A 16,197-nucleotide genomic window follows, 5' to 3' on the forward strand; every position below is an offset into this window, starting at 1 on the left:
CACCGAGACGGGGCGAAAACCACCTGCAATCCCTACAACTAACTCAAGTCAGTGGAGTAAAAGCAATGAAAATAAAAGCAAGCTTGATCCTCACCGTTGCCGCTCTGGCGTTGTCCGGTTCCGCTTTAGCAGAAGTGAAAATCGCCCTGGTGGCGAAGTCCTTAGGGAATGGATTCTTCGAGGCAGCGAACGTCGGCGCGCAGGAGGCGGCCAAAGAGTTAGGCGATGTAAAAGTGATTTATACCGGCCCGACCACCACCACGGCGGAAGCGCAGATCGAGGTGCTGAACGGGCTGATCGCCCAAGGCGTTGATGCGATCGCGATTTCCGCGAACGATCCGGACGCCGTCGTGCCGGTGCTGAAAAAAGCGATGCAGCGCGGCATCAAGGTTGTGTCGTGGGATTCCGGCGTGGCGAAAGCCGGGCGTCAGATCCACCTCAACCCGTCCAATAACGCCCTGATTGGCGAAACTAACGTCAAGCTCGCCGCCGATGCCCTGAAAGCGCTGAACGTGGAGAAAGGCGATGTGGCGGTGCTGAGCGCCACGCCAACCTCCACCAACCAGAACACCTGGATTGCGGAGATGAAAAAGGTGCTGCCGAAGTACCCGTCCGTCAATCTGGTGACCGTGGCCTACGGGGACGATCTCTCTGACAAGAGCTACCGCGAAGCGGTCGGCCTGCTGAAAACCTATCCTGATCTGAAAGTGATCGTTTCACCGTCGTCCGTCGGCATTGTCGCTGCGGCGCAGGCGGTGAAGGACCAGGACAAGATTGGCAAAGTGTACGTCACCGGTTTAGGCCTGCCGTCTGAGATGGCGGGCGCGGTGAAGTCCGGCGCAAGCAAGAGCTTTGCCATCTGGAACCCGATTGACCTGGGCTATGCCGCAACCTACCTGGCGGATGACCTGGTGAAAGGCACCGCCACGAAAGGCGAGGCCAGCATGGGCAAGCTGGGCAAAGTGAAGCTGGATGCCGACGGCAACGGCGCGATGGCCGAGCCGTTCGTTTACGATGCCAGCAATATTGATAAGTTCTCAAAAATCTTTTGATGCGATTTGTAGGCCGGATAAGCGTAGCGCCATCCGGCAAAAGGCGGGTGGCGCTGCCGCTTACCCGCCCTACAAATTCCCCTGTCCAGGAGAACTATCATGACCCCATTGCTACAGCTTTCTGGCATCACCAAGGTGTTCCCCGGCGTGCGTGCTCTTGAGAACGTGCAGCTTGCGCTGTGGCCCGGCAAAGTGACGGCGCTTATCGGCGAAAACGGCGCGGGCAAGTCGACGCTGGTCAAAGTGATGACCGGCATATACCAGCCCGACGAGGGCGAAATTCTCTACAAGGCGATCCCCGTTCACCTTCCGACGCCGGAGTCGGCGCATAAAATGGGCATCACCGCCATTCACCAGGAAACCGTCCTGTTCGATGAACTCTCGGTCACCGAAAATATCTTTGTCGGTCAGTACCTTCACAAAGGCTTCCTGAAAAAGCTCGACTGGCCGGAAATGCACCGCCGGGCGCAGGCTATTCTCGCCCGCCTTGAGGTGCAAATCGACCCGCGCGCAACGCTGAAAACCCTGAGCATCGCCCAGCGTCACATGGTGGCGATTGCCCGCGCGCTGTCGTTTGAGGCGCAGGTGGTGATCCTCGATGAACCCACGGCGGCGCTGTCACAGCATGAAATCCTCGAGTTTTACCAGATTGTGGAGCGCTTAAAGCAGGAGGGAAAAGCCATCCTGTTTATCTCCCACAAGTTCGACGAGATTTTTGAGCTGGCCGATCACTACACCATTTTGCGCGACGGCGTGTTCGTCGGTGCAGGGGCAATAAATGAGATCACCGAGGAGCGGATGGTGTCGATGATGGTCGGGCGCGCCATTACCCAAACCTTCCCGAAAATCGACTGCGAAAAAGGCGAGACGGTGCTGGAGGTGAAAAACCTCTGCCATCCGACCGAGTTTGCGCATATCTCGTTCTCCCTGCGTAAAGGGGAGATCCTCGGCTTTTACGGGCTGGTGGGTGCCGGGCGTACCGAGCTGATGCAGGCGCTTTCCGGCGTCACGCGGCCATCGTCCGGGGAAATTATCCTCAACGGACAGCCCCGGCGCTTCCGCCAGCCTGCGGATGCGATCAAGGCCGGTATCGTCTGTGTGCCGGAAGAAAGGCAGAAACAGGGGGCGATTATCGCCCTGCCGATTGCCCAGAACATCAGCCTGCCTCAGCTCAGCAGGCTCAATCCGAACGGCGTACTGCACGACGACCGCGAATGGAAGCTGGCAGACGAATACGCCAGGCGCCTGCAAGTGAAAGCCTTCAGCTGGAAGCAGGCGGTGGAGACCCTCTCTGGCGGCAACCAGCAAAAGGTGGTGATCGGCAAATGGCTGGCGACGCACCCTGACGTGATCATCCTCGATGAGCCAACAAAAGGCATCGATATCGGCTCAAAGGCAGCCGTGCATCAGTTTATGTCCGAGCTGGTCAGTCAGGGGCTGGCGGTGATTATGGTCTCGTCCGAACTGCCGGAAGTGATGGGCATGGCGGATCGCATTATCGTCATGCACGAGGGGCTGATGGTGGCCGAATACCAGGCGGGAGACGCGACGGCGGAAACCATCGTCAGCGCCGCCAGCGGTGCAAAACAGGAGGCGGCATAAATGCTTAGCTCACTCTTAAAACACCGCGAGGCGCTGCTTGGCGCGGTGATTGTCCTGATGGTCGTCGCCATTGGCAGCCGCGTGCCATCGTTTATCGCACCGGGAAACCTGGTGGAGATGTTTAACGACACCGCCATTCTGATCGTCCTCGCGCTCGGGCAGATGATGGTGCTGCTCACTAAAGGCATCGACCTGTCGATGGCGGCTAATCTGGCCCTGACCGGGATGATTGTCGCCCTGATTAATTTCCATTACCCGGACGTGCCCGTCTGGGCGCTGCTGATCCTTGCCAGCGCGCTTGGGCTGCTGATGGGCGCAATAAACGGCCTGCTGGTGTGGAAACTGGGCATTCCGGCGATTGTGGTCACGCTCGGCACCATGAGCATCTACCGCGGAATGATCTTTTTGCTCTCCGGCGGCGGCTGGGTGAACTCCAACCAGATGGGTGCAGACTTCCTCGGCCTGCCGCGTGCGTCAGTGCTGGGCCTGCCGGTGCTGAGCTGGTGCGCCATCGCCGTACTGCTGCTGGTGGGCTACTTCCTGCGCTACAGTCGCACCGGACGGGCGCTCTACACCGCCGGCGGGAACGCCACGGCAGCGTACTACACCGGGATCAACGCCGGGAAAATGCAGTTCATCAGCTTCTGCCTTTCCGGTCTGCTGGCCGGGTTCTGCGGCTACCTGTGGATATCACGCTTTGCCGTTGCGTATGTTGACGTCGCTAACGGTTTTGAATTGCAGGTGGTGGCAGCCTGTGTGATTGGCGGGATCAGCACCATGGGCGGCACCGGCCGCGTGCTCGGCTGTCTGTTCGGGGCGCTGTTCCTTGGCGTCATCAACAACGCCCTGCCGGTGATCGGCGTCTCCCCGTTCTGGCAGATGGCGATTTCCGGCTCGGTCATTGTCATCGCTGTGCTGCTGAACGAGCGCGGCAACAGGCGCAAAGGCAGGCTGATCCTGCGCGACGCGGCGCTGGCACGTCAGAAACTGGCGGTGAAACCATGAGCAAAATGATGACATCTGAAGAGTTCAAACCCACTTCTGCGCCGGGCATCTTCCAGCGCCTGCTGTGCTGGGAGGGCTTCCTGCTGGCGGTGACGCTGGCGGTGTTTGTGGTGAACGCGCTCGCCTCGCCCTACTTCCTCAATATCTGGAACCTCTCCGACGCGACGTTCAACTTCACGGAAAAAGCGATCATTGTGTTGCCGATGGCGATGCTGATTATCGCCCGGGAAATTGACCTGTCTGTGGCCTCCACCATCGCGCTCAGCTCCACGGTGATGGGCTTTTGCGCGGCGGCGGGCGTCGATACGCCGCTGCTGGTGTGCGTGGGATTAGGCGTCGGGCTACTGTGCGGGCTGTTCAACGGCATTCTGGTGACGCGCTTTAACCTGTCGTCCATCGTCATCACCATCGGCACCATGAGCCTGTACCGCGGGATCACCTACATCCTGCTCGGGGACCAGGCGCTGAACAGCTACCCGGAGAGCTTCGCCTGGTTCGGCCAGGGCTACGTCTGGGGCGCGCTGTCGTTTGAGTTCGCGCTGTTTATCGTGCTGGCCGCTCTGTTTGCCTTTGTGCTGCACCGCACCAATTTTGGCCGCCGCACCTACGCCATCGGCAACAACCCGACCGGCGCGTGGTACTCCGGCATCAACGTGAAGCGCCACAACCTGATCCTGTTTGCGCTGGTAGGACTGATGTCCGGCCTGGCGTCGGTGCTGCTCACCTCGCGTCTGGGCAGTACCCGCCCGACCATCGCGATGGGCTGGGAGCTGGCGGTGGTGACGATGGCGGTGCTCGGCGGCGTCAATATTCTCGGTGGGTCCGGCAGCATGGTGGGCGTGATTATCGCCGCCTTCCTGATGGGGCTGGTGACCTTCGGCCTGAGCCTGCTCAACGTGCCCGGCATCGTGATGTCGGTGATTATCGGCGCGATGCTGATCGTGGTGATTTCGCTGCCGATTATTACCCGCCGGATGATGCAGCGAAGACGGATCTCATAGCCGGGTGGCACTGCGTTTACCCGGCCTACTTAACCGTAGGCCCGCGCAAGCGCAGCGCCGCCGGGCATAAAAATCACAGTAATTAAGGAGAATTATCATGAGCTTTATGTTGGCACTCCCCAAAATCAGCCTGCACGGCGCGGGCGCGATCGGCGATATGGTCAATCTGGTGGCAAACAAACAGTGGGGAAAAGCGCTGATTGTCACCGACGGCCAGCTGGTGAAACTTGGCCTGCTCGACAGTTTGTTTTCCGCGCTCGACGCCCATCAGATGTCGTATCACCTGTTCGATGAGGTATTCCCGAATCCGACGGAAGCGCTGGTGCAAAAAGGCTATGCGGCATATCAGGATGCGGAGTGTGATTACCTGATTGCCTTTGGCGGCGGCAGCCCGATTGATACCGCCAAGGCGATCAAAATCCTCACCGCCAACCCAGGTCCGTCAACCGATTACTCCGGCGTCGGCAAGGTGAAAAACGCGGGCGTACCGCTTGTGGCGATCAACACCACCGCAGGCACGGCAGCAGAGATGACCAGCAACGCGGTGATCATCGACTCCGCGCGCCAGGTGAAGGAGGTGATAATCGATCCGAACATCATCCCGGATATCGCCGTGGACGATGCCAGCGTGATGCTCGATATTCCCGCCTCCGTGACCGCCGCAACCGGCATGGATGCGTTGACTCATGCGATTGAAGCCTACGTGTCCGTCGGCGCGCACCCGCTGACCGATGCTAACGCGCTGGAAGCGATTCGCCTGATCAACCTGTGGCTGCCGAAAGCGGTCGACGATGGTCACAACCTGGAAGCGCGCGAGCAGATGGCCTTTGGTCAGTATCTGGCGGGCATGGCGTTTAACAGCGCCGGTCTGGGGCTGGTGCACGCCCTGGCGCACCAGCCGGGCGCGACGCACAACCTGCCGCACGGCGTGTGCAACGCCATTCTGCTGCCGATCATCGAAAACTTTAACCGCCCGAACGCGGTCGCACGTTTCGCCCGCGTGGCGCAGGCGATGGGCGTTGACACGCGCGGCATGAGCGATGAAGCGGCCAGCATGTCGGCCATTCAGGCGATTCGCGACCTGAGCGCTCGCGTCGGCATTCCGTCCGGATTTAGCCAGCTCGGCGTCACCAAAGCCGATATTGAAGGCTGGCTGGATAAAGCCCTCGCCGACCCGTGCGCGCCGTGCAACCCGCGCACCGCCAGCCGCGATGAGGTCCGCGAGCTGTACCTGGAGGCTTTATGATCCGCAAAGCGTTTGTGATGCAGGTAAACCCGGACGCGCACGAGGAGTACGCACGTCGCCACAACCCGATCTGGCCTGAGCTGGAGGCGGTACTGAAAGCCCATGGCGCGCACCACTACGCCATTTACCTCGACAAAACCCGCAACCTGCTGTTTGCGACGGTGGAGATTGAATCGGAGGAGCGCTGGAACGCGGTGGCAAACACCGATGTCTGCCAGCGCTGGTGGAAGTATATGGGTGACGTTATGCCGTCGAACTCGGATAACAGCCCGGTGAGTTCGGCGCTGAAAGAGGTGTTTTACCTGGACTGATGTGTTAACGCTGCTGCCCCCGAGGCGGCAGCAATCTCCCGCCTGCCACTCAGCGTAAACGCCGACACCACCGTGATCGCCAGCACGAAGCAGCCCAGTATCAGATACGTCTCCTGGAAGCCGACCCGGTCATACATATTTCCGGCAAAGGCGGAGAGGAAGATCGCCGCCGACTGTTTGGCAAACTGGAAGCCAATCAGGTAGATGGTGGCCGACAGGCGCGTATCAAACACCCCGGTGATGTACTTGAATGCCCCCACCAGCAGGAACGGGACTTCCAGCGCGTGCAGCATCTTCAGGGCAATCACCTCCACGGCAGTGGTGGCAAACGACGAGCCGATAATGCGCGTCGCCATGATCACCCCGGCAATCAGCAGCGTGTTTTTCGCGCCGATGCGGTTAATGATCCACGGCGAGCAGAACATAATGATCGCGTTACAGATTTCCCCCGCCGTGGTGGCGAAACCAAAGGCACGGGTCCCCTCCTGCGGCGTGGCGAAGAAGGTTTTGAAGAAGGTGGCAAACTGCTGGTCGAAGACGTCATACACGCAGGCCACGCCAATCACGTACAGGATGAACATCCACATTCTGCGCTGGCGGAACAGGGTAAAGACGGTTTTAGCGGTGATCTGCGGCTGATTCGCGCCCAGGGCGTTCATCACCTGCGCCGTCTGGTTAGGCTTCGGTTTCGCGACCACCAGCAGCAGCATCAGCAACAGCGCCGCGGCCGACCCCATCCAGAAGACGTACGACGGATCGATGCCGAACAGGATGCCGCCCGTTGAGGCGCACAGCCCCCAGCCGAGACAGCCGAACATACGCGCCTTGCCGTACTCAAAAAAGCTGTTGCGGCTTACGCGCTCAATATAGGCCTCAATCGCCCCCGACCCCGCTGAGAAGACAAAGCCGATATACAACCCACCGCTCAGCGCCCCCAGCCAGATATTGGTTTTCAGCAGCGGGGCGAAGACGTACAGGAAGAACGGCGCGAACAGGAACAGCAGCACCGAGATGATCCAAAGCAGGTGTTTTTTCAGCCCCAGCTTGTCCGAAATGACCCCCAGCACCGGCTGGAAGGCAATGGCCGACAGCGAGATGCAGGAGAAAACAATCCCGGTATGGGTTTTGTTCAGGCCGATGATGTCCGACAGCCAGATCGGCAGGAACGGAAAGCAGGTGGCCATGATGAAGAAGTAGAGAAAGAAGAACAGCCCGAAGATCCAGAAATTAGGGTTGTCTTTGTGGGTACAGGTTGTTGTGTTCATTATTTTTATCCTCAACGGAGGGCCGGTTGCCCGGCCCGTCACCCTTACACGCGTTCCACACCAATCAGAATGGCGGTTTCCGGATCCAGAATCGGCAGTGCAATACCCGCCTGCATCAGCCACTCACCGCTTACCGTTTGCGGCGCGTTCATCCACGCCGGCAGCTTACGCATGGTGTGCCCGCCCTCGCCCGTAATCTGGATGTTCGGGTGATCGAGCAGCGTGATGCGGTACAGCGCGCTGGCGTCTAACCCCGGCATGCGCAGCGGCATCATCAGGGTGTAATCCGGCATCGCGAGCTGGCTGACCAAAAACAGCCCCTGCGTCTTATCTTCGCTCACTATACCCTGCGCCAGGGTGGTGGCGTCCGGCATATCCACGCGCCACTGGGTGCCGTGATGAATGACCTCTCGCCACCGCTTGTGCAGCGCGGCGTAATGGCGATAGCCTTCACGCTCCTGCGCATCGACGGTGAGCGGATCCAGCTCCAGCCCCATGTGACCAAACAGCGCTGTTAGCCCGCGGAACTGAATGCTGTGCTGGCGGAAGGTGGCGTGACATTTATGATGACCGATATGCGCCCCCATCACCTCCGGCGGGAAGAAGTAGCTCATGCCGCGCTGGATAGTGTTGCGCTCCAGCGCGTCGTTGTTGTCGGACGCCCAGAAGCGGTGGCAGCGGGTCAGCACTTCATAATCGATTCGCCCGCCGCCGGAGGAGCAGGATTCAAACTCAATGTGCGGGAAGCGCTCGCCCAGCACGTCCAGCAGGCGATAAAACTGGCGCGTCTGGGCGTCGGCGGCGGCTTTGCCCTTGTGCCCTGGCTGCACCAGCTCGCGGTTCATATCCCATTTCACGTAGTCGACCGCGTGTTCGCCCAGCAGCCAGCTCATGCGTTCGACCAGATATTCAAAGGCCTGCGGAATATTGAGATTGAGCACCAGCTGGTGTCGCCCGGTCGCCTGGGCGTAGCCCGGCAGCGCCAGCACCCAGTCAGGGTGCGCGCGATACAGATCGGAATCCGGGTTAATCATCTCCGGCTCAACCCAGATACCAAACTCCATGCCGAGCTGTTTAACGTGATCGATTACCGGCTTTAGGCCGTTCGGGTATTTTTTCTCGTCCAGATACCAGTCGCCCAGCGCGGCGTGGTCGTCGTTGCGGCCTTTGAACCAGCCGTCGTCAATGATAAAGCGCTCCACACCCAGCGCTGCGGCCTCGTCGGCCATGCGCATGATGTAGTCCGGGTCGTGGTTGAAGTAGATCCCCTCCCAGGTGTTGAGGTGCACCGGGCGCGGTTTATCTTCCGGGAAGCGGATAACATTGTCGCGCAGGTAGCGGTGGAACTGCTGGCTCATGCCGTTCAGCCCGTGCGGGGAGTGACTGGCATACAGGCGCGGCGTCCAGAGCGTTTCCCCTTCTTCAATCGCCATTTCACCCGGCAGGTAGAGCGCTTCGGCCTGCATATAGCGGCGGCCATCGGTTTTCGCCTCTGCGCGCAGGCGGTGGTTACCACTCCAGCCCAGATGTATACCCCAGACGTTGCCGTGCATTTCACTGAATGACGGCGTACCTGAAATCAGCGCCGGGAAATGTTCATGGGAGGTTTTACCCCGACGGTTTTCAATCACAAAGCTGTCATGTTCAAGCATCACGCGGTGCGGCTGAAACTCCCTGATCCAGCGTCCGTGGAAGGCCATCACCTCCTGCGCGCGTTCGGCCACCGGCAGCGTCACGGCAAATCGATCCACCTGCCACGCCTGCATTTTCAGGTTGGTTAACCCATGACGCACCACCAGTACGCCGCTGGCATCCAGCGTTATTTCACTGGTCAGGCGCAGGCCTGCATGCTCGTCTTCAGCAGTGATTGTCAGGGCGTTTAACGCCTGCTGCACCTGCGTGGTTTTAAATACCGGCGATCCGTCCAGCCCTTGGCGGTGCCCCTCGATGCCCGGCGAGCCAAACAGCCCATGCCCCAGCTCTGCCATCAGCGTGACGGGGGAGTCGACGTCCAGCCTGCCATTAGCAACCGGGCGCGCAATACTCAGCACATCCTGCGGCGAAAAGTGCTGAAGGTGTGCCCCCCAGTAGAAAATTTCGGCGAACGGGTGGGTTTTTACCACCACGTCAACCGTATTGCTTTCAAGTCGAAAAATGGAATCTTGCATCAGACATCTCCTGTCATCGGGATGTCCTGAGTGTTGATCCGAAACGTTTCGGATACAAACCAAAACGTTTCGGATCTGTGATCGGGTTTGGAATTTTTGGTGTAATCAGGCCGTCTGGCCTGGGGAGAATTCTGGCTGCCAGAGCACCTGAAGGGTGTCAATGTCGTCGCCATTAATCAGCTGGCGCACCATATCGGCAATCTGTTTCCCGACACCCTGACGGGTAGACTGGATCACCGCCGCGACGTCGATATCGACAATGCTGTCCTGCGGTAAGCCGTCATAGACCACCAGCGAAACGGCATTTTCACCGGTTAAGCGCCCCATCTGCGCCAGGGCCATCGCTGCGCCGTCGCCGTGGGTGTTGCAGTCGGTAATGATGGCCGTGGGCGGCTGCGGCAGGGAGAGAAGTTCTTGCGTGGTGGCATACCCCACGCGACGCGAAGGGGGCATGGCGCGCAGCCATTCGCTGGAAAGTCCGGCTTCCCGCAGCGCGTCCAGGTAGCCCTGGCGGCGCTGGGTGATGAATGCCTGGTTGTTGCTTTCGCCCAGCAGCGCAATGCGCTGATGGCCTTTCTCGATCAGCCAGCGGGTGGCCTGATATGTGCCGGCATAGTTGTCGAAATCGAACCACGCGTACGGCTGCGGGAGCTGGCTGCGGCCGAGCGCCAGGAACGGGAACCCGGCGGCCTGTAGCTGCTCAAGACGCGGATCGTGATCCAGCGTATGCGCCACAATCAGCGCATCCACGCGTCGGCTCTGCACCATGCGCATATAGCTGTGTTTGTCCGCCAGATCGTCGTCAGCGATGAGCAGCAGGTCAATCTCATGTCGCGCCAGTTCGTGGCTAATTTCGCCGACCATGTCCATAAAAACGCTGTTATTGAGCGGAACAGGATGCACCGGAAACACCAGCCCGACGGCGTCGATTTTGCCCATCTTCAGGCGACGGGCAAAGGTATTTGGTCGGTAGCCACGGCGCTGGGCCTCCGCTTCCACGCGGGCGCGCGTCTCAGCAGAAACGTCGTCATATCCGTTGAGGGCGCGGCTGACGGTGGTAACAGACAGCCCCAGTTCTTTGGCAATGGCTTTAAGCGACATGATTTTCCGTATCTTTGTTAGTTTTGTTCCGCCACCAGCAGCGCGTGCGTATCTGGCTCCAGCGCCTTAAAGATATGCGGCTGGTCAGCGGGGTAGCAAATGTAATCTCCCGGGCCGAGCTCTTCCGCCGCGTCGATCAGGCCGACCATCGCCCGCCCCTGGGTCACGATAATATGCTCAACCGAACCAGGCGGATGGGGCTGGGAAATACGGTCTGCCCCCGGCTGAGTCAGCAGCAGATAGATATCACGACGCGCGCCAGGCGGACACGCCGCGAGCAAAATCGCCTCGTAGTTCGCCTGCCCGGCGACGACTTTTGTGCCCTCGCCGCGGCGGATCACCTGCGTGACGGGTTGCTGCGGCTCCAGTAACCGAGCAAACGGAATATCCAGCGCCACGCAAAGCGACCACAGCGTTTCCAGGCTAGGATTGCCGTTGCCAGACTCCAGTTGAGAAAGCGTGGATTTGGCGATCCCGGCACGGCGGGCAATTTCTGCCAGTGAGAGCCCGGTTCGCAGGCGCTCTCGCACCAGACTTTTGGCGATCACGCTGATTGGCTGCGTCATAATAACGGCCTCTTTCTCTCTATAACGAACGAATCGTTCGTCTTGTAAAACGTTTCTGATGCGTTCATTATAATGGAAACACGTTCGATATGGCTAAAATGGTATGAAGAATCACCTCTCTTGCCTGAAAGGCGACACGATAAAAGCGATCGTCCTGGTCTGCCTCGCGGTGGGCGTGGTCGGCATGTCTTATGGCTCACTGGCGATGGCCTACGGTTTCCCGCTGTGGGTGCCGTTTGTCCTCTCCCTCACGGTGCTGGCAGGCGCATCCGAGTTTATGTTTATCGGCATCGTGGCGAGCGGCGGCAATCCGCTGGCAGCGGCAGCGGCCGGTTTACTGGTTAACGCGCGCCATGTGCCGTTCGGCGTTACGGTGCGTGAACTGGTGGGCAAGCGCGGCCTGAGCTTTCTGGGCTGTCATATCATGAATGATGAAAGTGTGGTGTTCGGCCTGTCGCAAAAAACCGCCGAGCAGCGTAAAGCGGCCTACTGGCTGTGCGGCCTGGGCGTGGCAATCATCTGGCCGCTGGGGGCGGTGCTGGGCGCGATAGTCGGCAAGCTGCTGCCGGACCCGGAAACCATCGGGCTGGACGCGGTGTTCCCGGCAATCCTGCTGGCGTTAGTGGTGCCGGCATTTAAAAACCGTACCACGCTGATCCGCGCCTGTAGCGGCGCAGTGTTGTCGCTGGCCGCCGTACCGTTTGCGCCGGTTGGCCTGCCGGTGCTGCTCTCTTTGCTCGGCCTTGCCGCGAGAAAAAAATAATGGAAAACATGACGGTTTTTATTCTCGGCATCGCCATTCTTTCTGCCGGAACCTATCTGATGCGTCTCGGCGGGGCGAAACTCGGTAGCCGGCTGGCGCTTTCTGAACGGTCGCAGGCGCTGCTTTCAGACGCGGCAACCGTTTTGTTGTTCTCCGTCGCGCTGGCAACAACGTTTTATGAAGGGGACCATTTTGCCGGGATGGCGCGCGTACTGGGGGTGGGGTTCGCGGTGTTTCTGGCCTGGCGCAAAATGCCGTTAATTGTGGTGATCGTCGCGGCGGCGGTGGTGACGGCGCTGCTGCGTCTGGCGGGGATCCACTAAGAAAAATGCCCGACAGAACAGCGCTGCCGGGCATCTGAGGGGTTAATGCGCAGGAAGCGTATCGACGTTAAGCGTCAGCGTTTCTTCAAAATCCGTGGTGTTAGTAACGCTAAACGCCTTGTCAGAGAGATAGGTCGTGATCATCATGGTGGCGACAAACTGCTCGCCCGCCACTTCTGTACCGTTTACGGCAGCCAGCGCTTTTTCCGGCTTTAGCGTCACCTGAGAAGCGCCTCCCTGAACGGCTACCGCGCCAATATCGACCGCGGCCAGCTGCACGGGGTTCCCGTCTACCCGCCCATCTTTAAATTCGATTTTCATCGCGCCGTTATCCGTAAAACGATACGCCAGGTTCTGTCGGGCAATCCCGTCTACGGAGAGGCGCATTTTGCGCGCATCCGGACACAGCACCGAAACCTGAACTTCACGCGTCACAGAAGCATAACCGTTATACACTTTGCCAATATGCTCAGCGGACGTTTGCCGCATATCCTCTTTACGGTAGCGCCCGTAATCGACTTTCTTCACCGCCGACATCATTTCACAGGCGCCGTCATCGGCCTGCGCCATTCCCGAAAGTCCCGCTGCGCCGCAGAGCAGCATAAGCATCAGCGCGTATTGACGAACGTTATTCAGAGACATTTCCCTGTCACCTCTTCATAGAATTTATTCGGTTCTGCCTCCGGCAGGGTGTACGTCAGCCTGCAACGCCCTTCATCCAGCTTCGCATACAGCTGCTGGCTGGCAGAGATATCGTTCAGGAAGATCACGCCGTCTTCTGGCGCACTCGTCACATACTCCCCTGCCGCGTCCACAATCGAGACACCTTCCGGCAGCGGCGTACCGTCCGCACGGCGTATACTGAGCAGCACGCGGCGCTGGCTTAACGTCGCAAACTCCCACTTCGCCACAGCGCCGTGAGACGCTTTGATCGCTGTTCTGCCATTTCTTACGTCCAGATTGCCTGGCAGGCTTTCCGTGTTGATCTCTATCGTGCTTTCACGGAACGGCGACAGCGCAGGAATAATCGCCTGGCCCCATTTATCGGTCCATACCGCGCCGCGCGGGGTACCTATCTCGATACCAGCCACCGGTTTATCCAGTCTGGCAATGGCGTACGTATCGGTCACGCGGTAAGGCGAGAAGGTCACCCCGTCGCTGTGGGCGACAATCCCGCCGCTTAATGCTGCTGAGTAGTTGGTATTGCTGTCGTTATCTCCTCCTGCCGCCAGCGCCAGGTTGGTGTAATGCAGATTACTGTTCAGCGAGCTGTCCCAGCTGGTGGTGTTCTCTTCCTGGTCCTGAGTGACCCCCACCGTGTACTGGTTCTCAGCGTTGAGCGAGCCCATTGCCCGCGTGCCGTAAGAACGCTTACCTTCGCTCTCGCGATACCAGGAGCTGGTTGTCACGCCTGAGCGTCCCAGCGGGATCGACACGTTTACGTAAAACTGATCGTTGTCGCTGCTGTCGTGCCGGCTGACATCCGACTCCCAGTTCACGCTCACGTTGAAGTATTTAAAAGTCTGTGACCACGACGAGATAAACCGGCGACTGTCATAGTCGCTGTTCCAGCTCTCGTTGCGATAATAGCTGAGGGAAAAGCGGCCCAGCGTGGTACTCGACCAGTTGATACCGACGCTGGTGTCGTATTTGGTTTGCGACATATCGTCATCGTCGCCGTAAAGTTCCGCCATCTCGCGATAGTCCGGTGTGCCATAGCTACCGCCCAGCGAAAGCCCAATGCCCCACGGCAGGGAGTAACCCAGATCCAGCGTCGTTTTGTTGCCGTCAGTTTGCGTCTGGTTGTCTATTGACGCCAGAAAACCCAACGAGGCATACAGGTTCTGCATCGGTATGGTATCGAGGTTGCCGGAGAAGCCATAATAGTGGTTATCCGCCATCACCATACCGGCCAGGAAATTGACACGCTTATTGACAGACCAGCCGTTGTTGGCGGACACCACCCACGGATTTTCAAAGCGTGAGTCCATGTCTTCAACGCGGCCCATAGCCAGCGTAAAGCCCGGGGCACGGCCTATATGATTGCTGCGGAACGTACTTGCCGAGACAGTGAATCGGTTTTCGCTGCCGTCAGTCTCGGTGACCGTTACGTTCAGGTCGGTGTTGAGGTTCGCCAGCGGCACGTCCTCCAGGTTGAACGGACCGGCAGGAACCAGCGTTGAGTAAATAAGCTGTCCGCCCTGGCGGATATCGACGCGCGCCTGCGGATTACGGGCAATACCGCTGACTTCGACGCCCGTCCCCACCTGAGGAGTGAGTGCGGTATCCGGCATCATCTGGACCCCGTAAATTCCCGGAATACTGAAGCGGCTGTTGGCGATGTTAATCTGGCCACCCTGCACCATCACGCCATAATCGGTAAAGGTACGCTGGGCATAGGTGTAGAGGGAGTCAACCTCAAAATCCTGATCGCTGCCGTCGCTAATGAACTGCGTGCTGCGCACAATCCAGTCTCCGGCATTAAAGCCCATTTCAAAGGTCGACTGGAAACGGTCAGCGTTCTCATCATCATAGTGATTATGGGTGCCAAACATGGAGTAATTCAGCATGGCTGCACGTCCGCCACGCACCTCGGCGAACTGTCGGCCATAATCAGGGTCGATCGCTTCAGGCGGTACAACAACCGATATTTCATCAATATCCGGCGAAGTCTGAATCGTTGATCCGGACCAGTAGTGATAAATCTTCGGGCAGGTGCCTCTTTTCGTCTGTTTAATCAGGCCCGCGTTTTCCAGAAACGCTTTATCAATACAGGGCGTTCCTTCCTCATCAAATTTCACGGGCATAATATTGCGCTGCTTACCATTAATATTAACCGTCACATTATGGTAGCCAGGGGTAAAACGGGGAGTGAGGGAATAGTAATCCGCAATGGCCGGATCAAGCCCGTTATTTTTTAAAGCATCGCTGTCAAATATGGCTCGCGCCAGTTCCAGAGATTCATTCGCATTAGAGGAAATCTCAGCCCGAATATTAAATGCCAGCACGCTAAGGCAAAACACGAGCATTCCCTTTTTACAGGAACCGTTTAACATAACTACTCCATGTTTGTTAAGTGATTTTATTGCTGAAGGTCGGCGATATAATTCCCTGCCTTATAGCCATAACGCGTTGCCGGATAGATTTCGATTTGTTTTTCGGATGCTGATATTTTGGCTGGGGCGCTGGCCGTCATTTTTTCGCCAGGAAGAATGTAAGTCTTAGCTAATGTCGCGATCGTACCCGAGGCCATTAATTTCACCTTTTGCTCCAGTCGGACGACATAAGGCGTATTATTCTCAACCGTGACATTGCCATTTTTTATCTGCCAGGTGAGTGCCTTCCAGGGTTCAATATTTACCGCCAGGCCAGCCGGGTGAATAATGACGGGAAGGTTCTGGCTAAACACCACTTTAACTTTATTTTTTTCACGCTGAGGGATAGCGGTAAAAATGACACGCTTAAAATGTTCCACCTTCAGCGGCTCATTACTGTTTTTCAGCACAAAACGCACGCGCTGGGTTTTACCCGCATCTACGCGCACAACCGGCTGCGTGGCAATCAGACCCGGTTTGGGGTCGTCCGGGAGATCAATAATTTTGGTGTACAGCAGCTGTGCTTCAGCATCGGTGTTTTTAACATCCATGCTGGCCCCCTGCTTGTCTTCATTGACAATAAGCAGCGAGGTATCCGGCACCATCCCGGCAGCCATACCGTTGAATGAGGCCAGCAGGCAGGCACAGATCAGCGTTCTCTTTAAAAGCAGCATAATATTAGTCCATTAATATTGGTAT

General features: G+C 58.2%; 15 protein-coding genes. 8 read left to right on the forward strand and 7 right to left on the reverse strand.

Annotated features, from left to right (window positions below):
• Nucleotides 1-65: 65 nt before the first annotated feature.
• The 6 genes from rhaS to rhaM all read left to right on the forward strand — a co-directional run bounded on the left by rhaS (nucleotide 66) and on the right by rhaM (nucleotide 6,217).
• A complete protein-coding gene (gene rhaS / locus L463_RS19045) occupies nucleotides 66-1,052 on the forward strand; it encodes a rhamnose ABC transporter substrate-binding protein (protein ID WP_032103445.1) in 987 nt (328 codons plus the stop codon).
• A gap of 99 nt (nucleotides 1,053-1,151) precedes the next feature.
• Entirely contained in the window at nucleotides 1,152-2,654 is a 1,503-nt protein-coding gene (locus L463_RS19040) for a sugar ABC transporter ATP-binding protein (protein WP_015569928.1), read from the forward strand.
• On the forward strand, nucleotides 2,655-3,659 hold the full coding sequence (locus tag L463_RS19035) for an ABC transporter permease (protein WP_015569927.1): 1,005 nt from the start codon (nucleotides 2,655-2,657) through the stop codon (nucleotides 3,657-3,659).
• A complete protein-coding gene (locus L463_RS19030) occupies nucleotides 3,656-4,660 on the forward strand; it encodes an ABC transporter permease (protein WP_032103444.1) in 1,005 nt (334 codons plus the stop codon). Before L463_RS19035 ends, L463_RS19030 begins: the two co-directional genes overlap by 4 nt.
• 97 nt (nucleotides 4,661-4,757) lie before the next feature.
• Entirely contained in the window at nucleotides 4,758-5,906 is a 1,149-nt protein-coding gene (gene fucO, locus L463_RS19025) for a lactaldehyde reductase (RefSeq protein ID WP_022649823.1), read from the forward strand.
• A complete protein-coding gene (gene rhaM, locus L463_RS19020; protein ID WP_032103443.1) occupies nucleotides 5,903-6,217 on the forward strand; it encodes an L-rhamnose mutarotase in 315 nt (104 codons plus the stop codon). The genes fucO and rhaM overlap by 4 nt, the downstream gene beginning before the upstream one ends.
• Here the strand turns inward: rhaM and L463_RS19015 are convergent.
• The 4 genes from L463_RS19015 to L463_RS19000 form a co-directional block, all read right to left on the reverse strand.
• Nucleotides 6,205-7,482: an MFS transporter gene (locus L463_RS19015; RefSeq protein ID WP_015569924.1), complete on the reverse strand. Its 1,278-nt coding sequence runs from the start codon at nucleotides 7,480-7,482 to the stop codon at nucleotides 6,205-6,207. The genes rhaM and L463_RS19015 overlap by 13 nt on opposite strands.
• Nucleotides 7,483-7,526: 44 nt before the next feature.
• Nucleotides 7,527-9,650 (reverse strand): alpha-galactosidase, encoded by a 2,124-nt coding sequence (locus tag L463_RS19010; RefSeq protein ID WP_032103442.1) that lies wholly within the window; start codon nucleotides 9,648-9,650, stop codon nucleotides 7,527-7,529.
• 105 nt (nucleotides 9,651-9,755) lie between these two features.
• On the reverse strand, nucleotides 9,756-10,751 hold the full coding sequence (locus L463_RS19005; RefSeq protein WP_003861974.1) for a LacI family DNA-binding transcriptional regulator: 996 nt from the start codon (nucleotides 10,749-10,751) through the stop codon (nucleotides 9,756-9,758).
• Between the two features lie 17 nt (nucleotides 10,752-10,768).
• A complete protein-coding gene (locus L463_RS19000; protein WP_003861973.1) occupies nucleotides 10,769-11,317 on the reverse strand; it encodes a helix-turn-helix domain-containing protein in 549 nt (182 codons plus the stop codon).
• Nucleotides 11,318-11,420: 103 nt separating this feature from the next.
• On the opposite strand from L463_RS19000, the gene L463_RS18995 reads away from it, so the two are divergent.
• Nucleotides 11,421-12,080, forward strand: a complete 660-nt coding sequence (locus L463_RS18995) for an AzlC family ABC transporter permease (RefSeq protein WP_032103441.1) — start codon at nucleotides 11,421-11,423, stop codon at nucleotides 12,078-12,080.
• Complete coding sequence (locus tag L463_RS18990) at nucleotides 12,080-12,403, forward strand: AzlD domain-containing protein (RefSeq protein WP_015569921.1); 324 nt, start codon at nucleotides 12,080-12,082, stop codon at nucleotides 12,401-12,403. Before L463_RS18995 ends, L463_RS18990 begins: the two co-directional genes overlap by 1 nt.
• A gap of 42 nt (nucleotides 12,404-12,445) precedes the next feature.
• On the opposite strand, the gene L463_RS18985 is transcribed toward L463_RS18990, so the two are convergent.
• The 3 genes from L463_RS18985 to L463_RS18975 are packed head-to-tail and all read right to left on the reverse strand — an operon-like array spanning nucleotide 12,446 to nucleotide 16,172.
• A complete protein-coding gene (locus tag L463_RS18985) occupies nucleotides 12,446-13,045 on the reverse strand; it encodes a DUF1120 domain-containing protein (protein ID WP_032103440.1) in 600 nt (199 codons plus the stop codon).
• A complete protein-coding gene (locus tag L463_RS18980) occupies nucleotides 13,036-15,459 on the reverse strand; it encodes a fimbrial biogenesis usher protein (RefSeq protein WP_032103439.1) in 2,424 nt (807 codons plus the stop codon). The genes L463_RS18985 and L463_RS18980 overlap by 10 nt, the downstream gene beginning before the upstream one ends.
• A gap of 26 nt (nucleotides 15,460-15,485) precedes the next feature.
• A complete protein-coding gene (locus L463_RS18975; protein ID WP_015569918.1) occupies nucleotides 15,486-16,172 on the reverse strand; it encodes a fimbria/pilus chaperone family protein in 687 nt (228 codons plus the stop codon).
• Between the last annotated feature and the right edge of the window lie 25 nt (nucleotides 16,173-16,197).

This window comes from Enterobacter sp. BIDMC 27 (assembly GCF_000534415.1).
Lineage (GTDB): Bacteria > Pseudomonadota > Gammaproteobacteria > Enterobacterales > Enterobacteriaceae > Enterobacter > Enterobacter hormaechei_C.